General features: G+C 61.3%; 9 protein-coding genes. 4 read left to right on the top strand and 5 right to left on the bottom strand.

Annotated elements, in window-relative coordinates:
• Window positions 1–99 precede the first annotated feature (99 nt).
• Window positions 100–1,938 (bottom strand): methyl-accepting chemotaxis protein, encoded by a 1,839-nt coding sequence (locus C5J22_RS25300; protein ID WP_105440489.1) that lies wholly within the window; start codon window positions 1,936–1,938, stop codon window positions 100–102.
• Between the two features lie 211 nt (window positions 1,939–2,149).
• On the opposite strand from C5J22_RS25300, the gene C5J22_RS25295 reads away from it, so the two are divergent.
• Together C5J22_RS25295 and C5J22_RS25290 are read left to right on the top strand one after the other, a co-directional pair.
• Window positions 2,150–2,539, top strand: coding sequence for an acyl-CoA thioesterase (locus C5J22_RS25295; protein ID WP_046637759.1), 390 nt, complete (start codon window positions 2,150–2,152; stop codon window positions 2,537–2,539).
• A gap of 14 nt (window positions 2,540–2,553) precedes the next feature.
• Entirely contained in the window at window positions 2,554–3,144 is a 591-nt protein-coding gene (locus C5J22_RS25290) for a hypothetical protein (RefSeq protein ID WP_105440488.1), read from the top strand.
• A 15-nt stretch (window positions 3,145–3,159) separates the two neighbouring features.
• Here C5J22_RS25290 and C5J22_RS25285 read toward each other — a convergent pair whose 3' ends face one another.
• Both C5J22_RS25285 and C5J22_RS25280 read right to left on the bottom strand, forming a co-directional pair.
• The gene (locus C5J22_RS25285) at window positions 3,160–4,338 is read right to left on the bottom strand and encodes a DUF1501 domain-containing protein (protein WP_105440487.1); all 1,179 of its coding nucleotides are present in this window, start codon (window positions 4,336–4,338) and stop codon (window positions 3,160–3,162) included.
• Between the two features lie 3 nt (window positions 4,339–4,341).
• The gene (locus C5J22_RS25280; RefSeq protein WP_105440486.1) at window positions 4,342–5,814 is read right to left on the bottom strand and encodes a DUF1800 family protein; all 1,473 of its coding nucleotides are present in this window, start codon (window positions 5,812–5,814) and stop codon (window positions 4,342–4,344) included.
• A gap of 330 nt (window positions 5,815–6,144) precedes the next feature.
• Between C5J22_RS25280 and C5J22_RS25275 the strand changes: the two genes are divergently transcribed.
• Window positions 6,145–8,139, top strand: a complete 1,995-nt coding sequence (locus C5J22_RS25275) for a bifunctional diguanylate cyclase/phosphodiesterase (protein WP_105440485.1) — start codon at window positions 6,145–6,147, stop codon at window positions 8,137–8,139.
• Window positions 8,140–8,232: 93 nt separating this feature from the next.
• Complete coding sequence (gene uvrB / locus C5J22_RS25270) at window positions 8,233–11,247, top strand: excinuclease ABC subunit UvrB (RefSeq protein WP_105440484.1); 3,015 nt, start codon at window positions 8,233–8,235, stop codon at window positions 11,245–11,247.
• 38 nt (window positions 11,248–11,285) lie between these two features.
• Here uvrB and C5J22_RS25265 read toward each other — a convergent pair whose 3' ends face one another.
• Both C5J22_RS25265 and C5J22_RS25260 read right to left on the bottom strand, forming a co-directional pair.
• The gene (locus tag C5J22_RS25265) at window positions 11,286–11,948 is read right to left on the bottom strand and encodes a hypothetical protein (RefSeq protein WP_105440483.1); all 663 of its coding nucleotides are present in this window, start codon (window positions 11,946–11,948) and stop codon (window positions 11,286–11,288) included.
• Window positions 11,948–13,159, bottom strand: coding sequence for an AAA family ATPase (locus tag C5J22_RS25260; RefSeq protein ID WP_105440482.1), 1,212 nt, complete (start codon window positions 13,157–13,159; stop codon window positions 11,948–11,950). The genes C5J22_RS25265 and C5J22_RS25260 overlap by 1 nt, the downstream gene beginning before the upstream one ends.
• Between the last annotated feature and the right edge of the window lie 344 nt (window positions 13,160–13,503).

The raw sequence follows: 13,503 nt of genomic DNA, 5'->3' as shown, positions 1-13,503 counted from the left end.
AGGCCCGCGTATTTGACCCAGGTCAATGCGGCCGGCATCAAAAGGCCGCCGGGCTTGTCGCGCCGGCGGCCTTTGTTTCTCAGCAGTGATCAGTGCGGATCAGGCGGCGCGGGCGCGAGACACGTGACCGGAACTCGCCCCACGGCCGCCGTCAGCGAGCCTGAAGGCCGCAAGAAGGCCCTGCAGGTGCAGGCTCTGTTCGGCAAGCGTCTGGCTCGCCGCGGTGGTTTCCTCGACCATCGCCGCGTTCTGCTGCGTCATCTGGTCCATGTGGTTGACGGAGGAATTGATCTCCTGAAGCCCAGTCGCCTGTTCGCGGGCAGCCGTCGCAATCGTATCCACATGGGCGTTGACCCGCTCGACCAGGGTGGCGATCTCGACCAGCGCATCGCCGGTGGAGCGCACCAGCGCCACGCCGCCTTCCACCTCGCGGGCGGAATTGCTGATCAGCGTCTTGATCTCCTTGGCGGCATTGGCGGAGCGCTGCGCTAGTTCGCGCACTTCCTGCGCCACGACCGCAAAACCGCGTCCCGCCTCGCCTGCCCGCGCCGCCTCGACGCCGGCATTCAGCGCAAGCAGGTTGGTCTGGAAGGCGATCTCGTCGATCACCGAGATGATCTGGTTGATGCGGTTGGAGCTCTCCTCGATCCGGCCCATGGCATCGATCGCATTGCGGACGATCTCGCCCGAACGGCCGGCGCTGTCCTTGGTCTCGCTGACCATGGTGCGGGCCTCGACCGCCCGTTCCGACGCGGTGCGGACGGTTGCGGTGATCTCGTCGAGCGCTGCTGCGGTCTCTTCGAGCGCCGCCGCCTGCTGTTCGGTGCGCTTGGACAGATGGCCCGTCGCTCCGGAAATGTCCGAGGCGCTGTCGCGTACGACAAGGCTCGTCTCGGAAATCGCCGCGATCGCCTGATGCAGCGAACTGACCGCCGCATTGAAGTCGTGGCGGAGCTTCGCATAGTCCTCGCCGATGTCGGAGAGGGCCACGGAAAGATCGCCTCCGGCCAGCGCCTCGAGCGCCCGGCCGAGCTCGCTGATCGCGCGTCCCTGGCGGTCGGCGGCGGCCGTCATCGTGCGCTCGTTGTCGGAGCGTTCGCTGGCGATCATGCGGGCCTGTTCGGCCTCACGCGCCTGCAACTGGGCACGTTCGTCGACCGAATCGCGCAGCACGGAGAGTGCCCGGGCCATGTCGCCAATCTCGTTCTTCTGTTCGGTGCAAGGCACGGTGACACGCGCCTCGCCCGATGCGATCGACTGCAGAGCCTGCTTGATCTTGCCGATCGGGCCGGTCACCGTCTTGACCACGAAGGTGGCGCCGGCGATCAGCACCAGCGCGCCGATGCCGAACATCGAGGCGAAGTTGATCGCGTCGCGCCGGAACATGGCGTGCAGGTCGTCCACATAGACCCCGGTGCCGACGATCCAGCCCCAGGGGGCGAAACCGGCGACGTGCGAATATTTCTCGACCGGCTGCTCGGCGCCGGGCTTCGGCCAGTAGTAATCGACGAAGCCCTTGCCGGTCGAGTTTGCCTTGACGGCGTTGACGAACTCGACGAACAGGAACTTGCCGTTCGGATCCTTGTCGTTCGACAGGTCCTTGCCGTTTAGCTCAGCCTTGATCGGATGCATGATCATCCGCGGATGCATGTCGTTGATCCAGAAATAGCCGCTGCCTTCGCCGTAACGCATCACCGAGATGACGGCCTTGGCCTCGCTCTGGGCCTGCTCGCGGGTCATGGCACCCGAAGCCTCGAGAGCCTGGTATTTCTTGAGTACCGTCAGCGCCACATCGTTCATCTGGGCAAGCCCCGCCTTCCGTTCCCGTTCCGACGAGGCGTAGCTCTGGAACAGGCTGAAGGTCATGGCGCCGCCAAGAATGACGAGCGACAGGAGCACGAGACTATAAAGGCGCCAGGAAATGGCGAGACGTTGCATGGGACCCCCCTTATGTGCAATTCGCCTTAAATTCTAACGGTCGTTGGTTACCAGGTGGTGAAGCCCTCGCAAATCGCGGCGCACGCGCATTAGTTCAGCCTAAATTATTGATGTTGAAGCGCTTTTTATCGGAGTTTCCTTCCTCCTCGCGTCCGGTTAGTCTCGCGGCGGGAGGAGTCGCCCTGCAAACCGCTTCGAAAGAGAGATGACGATGACCGAAAAAGCCAAGCCGACCGGCGAACTGACGCTCCGCACCCTGGCAATGCCGGCGGATGCCAACGCGGCCGGCGATATTTTCGGCGGCTGGGTGATGGCGCAGATGGACTTGGCGAGCGGCATCCGCGCCGCCGAGCGCGCCCGCGGCCGCGTGGTCACCGCGGCGGTCAAGGAAATGGCGTTCGAACTCCCGGTCAAGATCGGCGACACGCTGAACATCTACACGGAAATCACCCGCGTCGGCCGCTCGTCGATCACCCTTATGGTGGAAGCCTGGGCGCAGCGGGCGCGCCACCGGATGATCGAGAAAGTCACCGCAGGGACCTTCATCATGGTCGCTCTCGACGAGGAGGGCCGCCCGGTTCCGGTGCCGGCCGAGGAATAAAGCGAGGAACAGCGATGGACGCCGCCGTAACCGCCGCCGAAACCTTCTCGCATATCCGCGTGGTCATGGGCATGGTGGTGAGCCTTAGCCTGGCGCGGCTGTTGAACGGCCTCGCCGGCATCGTCCAGCATCCGCGCGCAGCCCGCATCTACCCCGTCCATCTCGGTTGGGTGGCGTTCCTGTTCCTGTTCCTGGTGCATTTCTGGTGGTGGGAATACCGGCTGCACGCCCTGCCGGTCATCGGTTTTGCGGCCTATCTCTTCCTGATCGCCTTTTGCGCGCTGTTCTTCTTCCTCTGCGCCCTGCTCTTTCCGACTTCGATGCAGGATTACGACAGCTACGAACATTATTTCCTGTCGCGGCGGACCTGGTTCTTCGGTTTCCTGGCGGCAATGCTCGTCACCGACATCATCGATACGGCGCTGAAGGGATGGGATTATTTCCTGTCGCTCGGCTACGAATACCCTGTCCGCACCGCGGTCTATATCGTGCTCGGCATCATCGCCGCGATCACCACCGACCGGCGCTACCACGCGGCATTCGTCATCTTCGCGCTCGCCTACCAGTTCTATTGGATCTTTCGGGTCTACGACATCCTGACATAGCGCAACCCCGCCCGCCTACCCCCTCAGATAGGCCGAGGACGTATCAAAACTCAGGCCGGGAAAGACCTTGGCGGTGAGAGTGTCCGGCTCGATGCCGAACTGCCGGTAGAGCATGGCGGCGGCGACCTCGCGCACGTCGCCGGTCGGCATCAGGTCGCGGCGGTCGAGCAGCTTGTCTTCGGAAAGGCCCGGCCATTTGCCCAAAACCTTGCCGCCCGGGATCGCTCCGCCGGCGAGCACCGCAAGCCCGCCGGTTCCGTGGTCGGTGCCTTTGGTGCCGTTTTCGCGTGCCGTGCGGCCGAATTCGGTCATCGCCAGCACGACGGTCTTCTTCCAGGCGTCTTCGCCGAGCGCTGCCTTCAGCGTCAGGATCGCGGTCGAGAGATCGCCGACCGCTTTTTTGAACTGCCCCTGCTGGCCCACATGGGTGTCCCAACCGTTGATCGAGAAGCTGGCGATCCGGTAGTCCTCTCGCAGCATGCCGCCGGCAAGCCGCGCGACGTCGGCAATACCCGCCCCACGCTTGCTGTCGGCGTAAAGGGAGTCCGCCGATATGTCGGTCTTCTTCGCTTCCTCCATGGCTTTCGCAAACGCCGGATCGCCGGCATAGAGGCGGTCTAGAAAGGCGATCTCGTCTTCGGCAAGCGCGAAGTTACTCTGGGACGACCAGGAGTCCGCCTCGTTCGGACCGCTGAGGATCAGTTCCATCGAGGTATTGATGTCGATCGCCTTGCGGGCGTTCGAACGCGGGATGACCGCGAGCGTGCGGTTCAGCCAGCCGGTGCGCTCGCCCTTGCCGTTGCCGCCAGTCTCCAGCATGTCCTGGCCATCGAAATGGCTGCGCTGGTCCCGATAGGGCGTCGAGACCGCGTGCACGAAGGAGAGCTCGCCCGCTTGCCACAACGGCATCAGCGCGGAGGCCGCCGGATTGAGTCCGAAGAAACCGTCGAGATCGATGAGGCCGGTATCGGGCCTCAAGCCCAGCTTCGGCCTCAGCGCCGCATAGGCCGGATCGCCGTATGGCTGGACGAAATCGAGCCCGTCCATGGCGCCGCGCAGGATGATCGTCACGAACCGATTGTCGCCCGGCATCGCAGCAAAACTCACCGGTGTTATGATGGAGGCCCCCGCCGCGCAGCAGGCGCCGGCCAGAAAACCGCGACGAGACAAAGGAAAGCCGTGTTGAAAGCTCATTTCCTATCTCCTGTTGAATTCAGGGGACGCCAGCACCATCGTGATGCCGTGAACCTTGTTGGGCGCTTGCGCAATGATCCTGCTGGTCTCCGGATGGGCGGCATCGGCAAGTGCGGCCTGAAGGAAGACGGAAGGTTCCATCTTCTGCCCGAAGATGCGCGCGACCATTCGCGACCATGAAATCCGCTCGCTCAGCTGGCTCGGGGTCAGCCACACGCCGGCTTCGTCCGCAAAACCTGCGGGGCTCGGCGGCTGCCAGATCGGCTGGCCCATGCGCTGCAGGGCGCCGAGCGTCAGGGCATTGGCGCGCCCCGCCTTCTTCTTGGTGTCTTCCCTCGCCGCCATGCCGGTCAGGTCCATGGCTTTCTGGACCGGGTTCTCGTCTTCGTCGCCGTCGTCCATGTCGCGCAGCAGATTGCCGAAATTCCTCTCCGGCAGATCGAGCGCGCGGAAACCGGAGACCACGAATTCGAACGGTTGCTTGATCTTCCGGCCGGGATCCGACCAGGCACGCGGATGGGCGAGCATGGCGCGATAAACCTCGGTCAGATTGCCGCGGCTCTTGGTCCAGGCGGCGACCATCGCCGCGACCATGTCCGCGGGCGCATCGTCGGCGACGAAATGGCGGACGAGCTTGCCGCAGATATGCTGCGCGGTCTTCGGGTTGGCGGCCAGGTCTTCGAGCATCAGCACGTGGTCCTGACCGTCGCCCTCGTCGTCCCGATAGGTCCGGCCGAGCAGGTCAACGGGTCCCGCCTCTGCGAACCGAGGCTGATAGACGACCTGCATGGCGCGATTGTCGACGGAAAGTCCCGTCAGGATCAGCGCTGCGGCCCGCACGTCCTCCTGGGTATAGCCGCTGCCGGCGCCCAGGGTGTGGAGTTCGAGCAGCTCGCGGCCGAGGTTTTCATTGAGCCCGCGGCCGTTCTTGCGGGCGGCAACGGAGTCAGGCCCGACGCTCTGGTCCTGGTCGAGATAGATCAGCATGGCCGGATGCAGGATGGCGGCGGACAGCAGCCTGCTGAAGGAGCCGCCGAGATTGGGGCGGATCGCCTGCGCTTCGTAGAGCGGCACGATCATCCGCATCGGCAGCGACTTCATTACGCTGGTCGAGAAATGGTCGACCCAGAAACTCGCAAGGCGCTCATAGAAACCGAGCGGCGAATGGATCGCCTGGGCAAGCCGCGCCATCGCATCCTGCCGGTAGATGCGCCGCGCCTCGCTCTGGGTCGCCTTGCGGACGTCTTCGTTCGGATTGCCGGCCTTGCGAGCTTTCGCCTCGGCGGCGAGGAGCGAAACGACACGGGTTGCCGTGTCTAGCCGGCCAGCGATACCCTCGCGCGGAAAACGGGGCTTTCCGGAAGCCCCTTCTTCGATCTGTCCCAGCAGCGCCTCGACATCACGGGGCGGCTCTTCGCCGGGACGAAGACCATAACCGTACCGGATGGCGGCCAGGGTCGGGGTGGGAAGAGCCATTGAATCACTCCTCGTTGGACCCCCTTAGAGTCCCGAAAAAATGTGGTGGAAACCAACAGGAATTGCGGCCATTTCGTGACATGGACAATTTGTAATTCATGACAGCGACGGAAGTTCCAGCGACGCGCGAAAAATCGGATTTATTGCAGGATCGACCCGAGCTTTGGGACGACTCGGAGGCATTCGCTCAATATTGAGGCGCAGACAGCGGACGGTTACCCATTCATTTAGGATGAATCGGTCGGCTTGAGGAAGATCTCCGGAAAGCAAGACTTTCTTATCGCCGCCATTGGATACTGCCGGCATCGGAACTCCAGCACAAGCAGATCGATGGAAGCCGAACTCAGAACAGGTCAAATCGATCCGGCCCTCGCACTGGACGTGAAGCGAGCACAGGCTTCGACCATGCTCGAACGCCTGACCTCGACGCTTGCCACCAATGCCGCGATATCCGCTTCGGCGCTTTTCGTCACCACGATCGACCGTGGCCTGACCCTTTCGGCCGGCCTCTGGTTCACGGCGGTGATCGCAAGCCTGGTCCTGCGTGTCGCACTGGCCTCGATCCTGACGCGTTGGGAAACCGTGGAACATGCTCCGCAGCAGGCGCTGGATGTGCTGACTTTCGGGGCACTCGTCAGCGGCCTCGCCTGGGCGGCTCTTCCGCTGACCGTGCCCGACTTCAATGCGCTCGGCGGAGATAGCGGCCTCTATCTGATCATGTGCGGCATGGCGACCGGCGCGGTCCTGATGGGCGTCGGACACAATCCGGTTTCCCTCGCCTTCGCGATACCGCCCAACATCTCGGTGATGGCCTCGCTTGCCGTGAGCGGCGGCGCTGGCGGCTGGCTCCTCACCATCGATGTCGTGGCGCTGACGATGGTACTGATCCGCAGCAGCCACACCAGCGAGGCGACCTTCGTCGGCAACGTGCTCGGCAAACTGAAGGCGACGGCGCTTGCCGATTCCCTCTCCAGTGCCAATTCGAACATCCTGCGCGCCAACTACCGGCTGGAAGTGCTGGCCAATTGCGATCCGCTGACCGGGCTTGCCAACCGTGCCGCCTTCAACACCGCCCTCGATACCGGGATTTCCGCCGCCCGCGCCGCGGAGGAGCAACTGGCCCTCCTCATCCTCGATCTCGACCGCTTCAAGACGGTCAACGATACGCTCGGTCACAGCGCCGGCGATGCCCTGCTCGTCGAGGTCAGCGACCGGTTGCGCTCGGCGGTCGACGGCAGGGGCACCATCGCCCGGCTCGGCGGCGACGAGTTCGCGATCATTCTCGGCGGCTCCGATGCGGGGAAACTCGCGCGCGACCTGGCGGCAGGCATCCTCGATCGCAGCCGGCAGCCGGTCATGCTCGAGGGCCAGCCGACCGTGGTCGGCACCTCGATCGGACTTGCGTTTTTTCCGCTGCATGCGGATACCGCCGAAGACCTGTTCATCAGCGCCGACATGGCGCTCTACCGCGCCAAGGACGGCGGACGGCGCCAGTGGCGCGAATTCGAGCCCGCCTTCCGCTCCCAGGCCGACCGCCAGAACCAGATCGAACACGAACTCGCCGACGCGCTGGATGCCGGCGACGTTGAAGCCTGGTTCCAGCCGCAGGTCGACCTCGCCTCCCAGGAGATCACCGGTTTCGAGGCGCTGGTGCGCTGGCATCACCCCTATCTCGGGCCGATCGCGCCGCCGGAAATCGTCGCCGCAGCCCAGGCCGCCAATCTTGCCGACCGGCTGACCGCGACCATCGCCGAAGCCGCCTGCGGCCTGCTCACCCGCCTGCCCGCGCTCGGCCTGCCGCGCGCGACCGTCGCCATCAACGTCTCGCCGCGCGAATTCGACCTCTACTCGGTCACCGACGTGCTCGACCGCATCACCACCGCCCATCGCATCGATCCGGCGCTGTTCGAGATCGAGATCACCGAGGAGGCGATCCTCGATACGCTGGTTGCCGGCGAGCAGCTGAAGCGCATCGAACGCTCCGGCTACAAGCTCGCGGTCGACGATTTCGGCGCCGGCCATTCCTCGCTCGCCTATCTCGTGGCGCTCAAGGTCGACCGGCTGAAACTCGACCGTCGCTTCATCACCAACGTCCATCTCAGCCGCCAGAACCAGGAAATCGTCGGCGCCATGGTCGGCCTCGGCCGGGCATTGTCGATGGAAGTGGTGGTCGAAGGCGTCGAGAGCGAGGAGGAAGCCAAGGCGCTGAAAGCGCTCGGCTGCGAATTCGCCCAGGGCTATTTCTTCGGCCGCCCGATGCCGGCCGAACGCATTCCCGGCTGGATCGAATGCCGCCGCGCCGTCACCCAGCGCCAGGTGGCATAAACCGTCTTGCCCCCAAAAATCCGTTTCCCTTTTGTACTCGTTTTGTGACCTGCCCCTCTTCACTTTCGCGACGAGTCTCTCCATATTCGCGGCATGGCCAGATCACCGAGAAAATCGCCCGCCTCGAACCCGAAAAATCACAACGGTTTCGAGGAGGCCCCGCAATCGTCGTTCGAGGGCGCGCCTCTGCAAGGCAGCGTATCCGACTGGGTGAAGCAGCTCGAGGCCGAGGCGGAAGCGTCCGGCGTCGAGACGCAGCGCGAGATCGCCTCCAAGGCCGGCAAGCATCGCAAGAGAATAGAGATCGCGGCGCGTGAGGAAGCCATCAAGGCCGCCAAATCGGCCCCGACGACGGCCAAGAACACCACGGCCTCGAAGACCGCCCGCGGCGTGTCGATCGGCGCCTCGTCGGATCCGAAGACGCGCGCCCGCGCCGGGCTCAATCCGGTCGCCGGCATGGATACGTCGCTGGAGGATGCCGAGAACCTCGCCTCCGGCGCGGTCACCGCCACCGTCGAGGCGCTGTCGGCGCTGATCGAGAGCGGCAATCCGCTGTTCAAGGACGGCAAGCTGTGGACGCCGCACCGCCCCGCCCGGCCGGAAAAGTCCGAGGGCGGCGTGACCATCCGCATGTCCTCCGACTACGAGCCCGCCGGCGACCAGCCGACCGCCATCCGCGACCTGGTGGCGGGCATCAACGACAACGAGCGTTCCCAGGTCCTGCTCGGCGTCACCGGCTCGGGCAAAACCTTCACCATGGCCAAGGTGATCGAGGCGACCCAGCGCCCGGCGGTGATCCTCGCGCCCAACAAGACGCTGGCAGCCCAGCTCTATTCCGAGTTCAAGAACTTCTTCCCGGACAACGCGGTCGAATATTTCGTCTCCTACTACGACTATTACCAGCCGGAAGCCTATGTGCCGCGCTCCGACACGTTCATCGAGAAGGAATCCTCGATCAACGAACAGATCGACCGGATGCGCCACTCCGCCACCCGCTCGCTGCTGGAGCGCGACGACTGCATCATCGTCGCCTCGGTCTCCTGCATCTATGGTATCGGCTCGGTCGAGACCTATACGGCGATGACCTTCCAGATGTCGGTCGGCGACCGATTGGATCAACGTCAATTGTTGGCCGACCTGGTCGCCCAGCAATACAAGCGCCAGGACATCAATTTCGTGCGCGGCTCCTTTCGCGTGCGCGGCGACACGATCGAAATCTTCCCGGCCCACCTGGAAGATGCCGCTTGGCGGATCTCGATGTTCGGCGACGAGATCGATGCGATCACCGAGTTCGATCCGCTGACCGGCCACAAGGTCGGCGACCTGAAATCTGTGAAGATCTACGCCAACTCGCATTACGTCACCCCGCGCCCCACCCTCAACGGAGCGATCAAGGCGATCAAGGAGGAGCTGAAGCACCGGCTCGCCGAGCTCGAAAAGGGCGGCCGCCTGCTCGAAGCGCAGCGGCTGGAACAGCGCACCCGCTACGATATCGAGATGCTGGAAGCGACCGGCTCCTGCGCCGGCATCGAGAACTATTCGCGTTACCTGACCGGCCGCAATCCCGGCGAGCCGCCGCCGACCCTGTTCGAATACATCCCCGACAACGCCCTGCTGTTCATCGACGAAAGCCATGTCTCGGTCAGCCAGATCGGCGGCATGTACCGGGGCGACTTCCGCCGGAAGGCGACGCTGGCCGAATACGGTTTCCGCCTGCCGTCCTGCATGGACAACCGGCCGCTGCGCTTCGAGGAATGGGATGCGATGCGCCCGCTCACCGTCGCCGTATCGGCCACCCCCGGCAATTGGGAGATGGAACAGTCCGGCGGCGTGTTCGCCGAACAGGTGATCCGCCCCACGGGCCTGATCGACCCGCCGGTGGAAGTGCGTTCCGCCCGCTCCCAGGTCGACGACGTGCTCGGCGAAATCCGCGAGACCGCCGCCAAGGGTTATCGCACGCTGTGCACCGTGCTCACCAAGCGCATGGCGGAGGACCTCACCGAATACCTGCACGAACAGGGCGTGCGCGTCCGCTACATGCATTCGGACATCGACACGCTGGAGCGTATCGAGATCATCCGCGATCTTCGCCTCGGCGCCTTCGACGTGCTGGTCGGCATCAACCTTTTGCGCGAGGGCCTCGACATTCCCGAATGCGCCTTCGTCGCCATTCTCGACGCCGACAAGGAAGGCTTTTTGCGCTCGGAGACGTCGCTTATCCAGACCATTGGACGTGCCGCGCGTAACGTCGATGGCAAGGTCATCCTCTATGCCGACAAGATCACCGGCTCGATGCAGCGCGCCATGGACGAAACCGCCCGCCGCCGCGAAAAGCAGATGGAATACAACACCGCCAACGGCATCACGCCGGAATCGGTGAAGGCCAGGATCTCCGACATCCTCGACTCGGTCTACGAGCGCGACCACGTCCGCGCCGATATTTCCGGCGTCTCCGGCAAGGGTTTTGCGGATGGCGGCCACCTGGTCGGCAACAATCTGCAGGCCCATCTCAACGCGCTCGAAAAATCGATGCGCGACGCCGCCGCCGACCTCGACTTCGAAAAGGCCGCCCGCCTGCGCGACGAAATCAAACGCCTCAAGGCCGCCGAACTCGCCGTCATGGACGACCCGATCGCCCGCGACGAGGCCCGCGCCGTCGAAGGCGGCAGTGGCAAGGGCGGCAACGGCAAGGGTGGAAACGGCAAAGGCGGAGCAAAACCCCGCCGCGAGTCCCCTTCTACCCAGGGGGGAGAAGGTGCCCGAAGGGCGGATGAGGGGGAAGCCACACCCTCGACCTCCCTCTTCGCCAAACCCAACCTCGACGACATGGGCCGCGACATCGCCGAACCCGCCAAGCCATCGCTGTTCCGCAAGAACGACCTCGACGAGATGACCGTCGGTCGCACCGAAAAACCGGTCACCGGCAAGCTTCCGCCGAAACCGTCATCCTCAACCTCGCCGCCGTCATCCTCGGGTCCGACCCGAGGATCCACCGACGACCCCCGCCCCCTCGTGCGCGGCAAGGTCGGTGCGGGAAGTTATGAGGATGCGGGCGAGCAGAAGCGGAAGAGCCGGACCAAGGGAAAGACGGGGCGGCCTGGGCGGTAGGGGCTCCAGTCCTTCGTCCTAGACAGCCAACATTTGGTCTAGACTTTCTCTTGGAGGCCTAAAGATTTTACAGACCTAAGAAATTGGCCAAAGCTGTTCGGCGCTTCAGAAAGCTCGTTCAGCCTTCTATACCTTATTTCCCTAGCAAGCATTTGATATGGCCGGATTTCCTTAGAGATCCCCTCGCCCTTTTTCCTTAAAATCTCGCGATTGAGACGTTCAAAACAATTTTTAGTCTTATCTATATTAAAAAAATAAAGGAGTAACCAGCTCTCAAGAGAGTGAACGGAAATGGCAAACAAAAACCTCTCGGAATTTTGCTCGAACAGTTCAGCTCCGATCGCATTTCTAATGATTGCGGCACCATCGTGCAGAAGTTCGTCATATGGCCGGTCGATACCATCTTTTGTCAGAGGTAAGCCATAGTTTACATGATCCCCGCAATCAGTGTCTATCTGCACCACTACGAAGTCATTAGCCGATAGCGCATCCTTTGCCTTAGCTCGACAACACTCAAGAACAAGCTCCCAACCTGCATGTGGCGCATGAACAACCCTTGATTGATCAGTGACATCCCGAAGGGGTTGAAGAAAATTTACGTCAACATCTTCATCCAAGTTGTTGACGTATAATTGTTCGATAATACGTTCGATAATGATCTGGTCTGTCTGACCTTCTGCGATGAGAGCGAACGACGGCATTAAAATCCTTTCGGAAGCGCACCGATAGCACCACTCAAGAACATCTCTGAGAGTTTGCTTGGCAAGGCTCCGGAATTTTTTTTCTTGAACCGCCGCACCTTGGTATGCCCCTCAGAACTTCTTGACACGATGAAAAGCCTTTGGGAATCATCATCAAGATTCATCCCATCCAAAATCGCTGGATTATGAGTTGTCAAAATAGCCTGCTTCTCATTTTCTGCAGACAGCATAGCCAAACGCACCATTAATTCTCTGCAAAGCTTCGGATTGAGGGAGGCGTCAATATTATCGATGGCGAAAAATTTGGGAGTGAGACTGCTAGAGAACAGCGCAAAATAAAACGCAACAAACAAAAACCCTTCGTTTGCACTTCGTTGGTCGAAGTTGCCGGTTTTTGCCCCGATAAAAGTATCCATAATATTGATTTCGCGACGAGAGTTATCTCGCGGAATTTTAAAATCTTCAAACCAGCTAAAAAGCTTGAGAGATTCTTTCACAGCAGAAATAGCTCTTTTATCCCGTGAACGCGACATCACCGTTAGAAGCTTAAGAAGCCCCTCACCATTTATACCAAGAGGCTCAATTTGGCCTTCTCTTTCGAACATTCTTAATGCTGTATTCTCCGGCGAGAAAATGATGAAATCGGAAATAGCCGCGGAACCAAACATTAGCTTGGGTGGTTCAATCTTAAGCTCAACCTCGAATGACTTTTTTAGTCTCTTGCCAGCATCTTCAACCTCGCCATCGGCATCCACCAACGATTGAATCGCTGCTAAAAATTCCTTTCTCTGCTTTTCATCGACACCATCCAAATATTTAACAAAGAAATCAGTTAGCGACTTTATCCCGATATCGCCTACCGACTCGTGTCGAGTATGACTCGTCCAGCTAGAATAAGGCTTATTATCGTTCGTTAACGTGTACCGCACTCGGTTGCCGTCATCACTGGATACGGTGATGGAGATCGGCTCTTTGGAGCTCTGATCCGAGAATGCAGACCTCATGAAGTCGGCAGCTGTGACCCTGATGCCCCGCGATGCCAAGAATTCATTGTCTAACTTCCTAGCTTCAGCAGCTCCGGCAAGCGCTAAAGCTTCGAGGATATTACTCTTCCCAGCTCCGTTCTCTCCGATGAAAACGTTGATTGCTCCTAGGCTGAGCTTCAAATCAGTGATGGATTTGTAATTAAGAATTTCTACCCGTTCGATCACAAGGCTATCCGTCCTAACAGCGATTGGTCTTCTCTACCATCAAGAGGAAAGTAGCCACAAGAGTGGATGGATCTGCCCAGGGTGTGGTTTTCGCCTCAATCCAAACATTGTATCAGAGTGCGACGTCGTTTCCCCACGCCCCCACGTCCCCGCTACAAATAGCCTGGCTAAGAAACAGGACGGTGGGCGAGCACGCCGGGAGTTCCGGAGCAACCCAAGACATGGGTATCCCGAAACGGCGCAGCCGGTCGTGTAGCCAAAAGCCTCGACCCATCACCATTCGACATGCGTACCAAAGAGAACGATAGAGCGGCAACTCCGCACCACCCACCCCCCTATCCTTC

This window comes from Neorhizobium sp. T25_13 (assembly GCF_002968675.1).
Lineage (GTDB): Bacteria > Pseudomonadota > Alphaproteobacteria > Rhizobiales > Rhizobiaceae > Neorhizobium > Neorhizobium tomejilense.
Note: the sequence above shows the minus strand (reverse complement) of the source record. Positions and strands in the feature narration are given on the sequence as shown.

Coding starts and splice junctions, on each gene's coding strand:
- C5J22_RS25280 (WP_105440486.1), bottom strand. CDS start 5,814: ATGGCTCTTCCCACCCCGACCCTGGCCGCCATCCGGTACGGTTATGGT.
- C5J22_RS25295 (WP_046637759.1), top strand. CDS start 2,150: ATGACCGAAAAAGCCAAGCCGACCGGCGAACTGACGCTCCGCACCCTG.
- C5J22_RS25300 (WP_105440489.1), bottom strand. CDS start 1,938: ATGCAACGTCTCGCCATTTCCTGGCGCCTTTATAGTCTCGTGCTCCTG.
- uvrB (WP_105440484.1), top strand. CDS start 8,233: ATGGCCAGATCACCGAGAAAATCGCCCGCCTCGAACCCGAAAAATCAC.
- C5J22_RS25275 (WP_105440485.1), top strand. CDS start 6,145: ATGGAAGCCGAACTCAGAACAGGTCAAATCGATCCGGCCCTCGCACTG.
- C5J22_RS25285 (WP_105440487.1), bottom strand. CDS start 4,338: ATGAGCTTTCAACACGGCTTTCCTTTGTCTCGTCGCGGTTTTCTGGCC.
- C5J22_RS25290 (WP_105440488.1), top strand. CDS start 2,554: ATGGACGCCGCCGTAACCGCCGCCGAAACCTTCTCGCATATCCGCGTG.
- C5J22_RS25265 (WP_105440483.1), bottom strand. CDS start 11,948: ATGCCGTCGTTCGCTCTCATCGCAGAAGGTCAGACAGACCAGATCATT.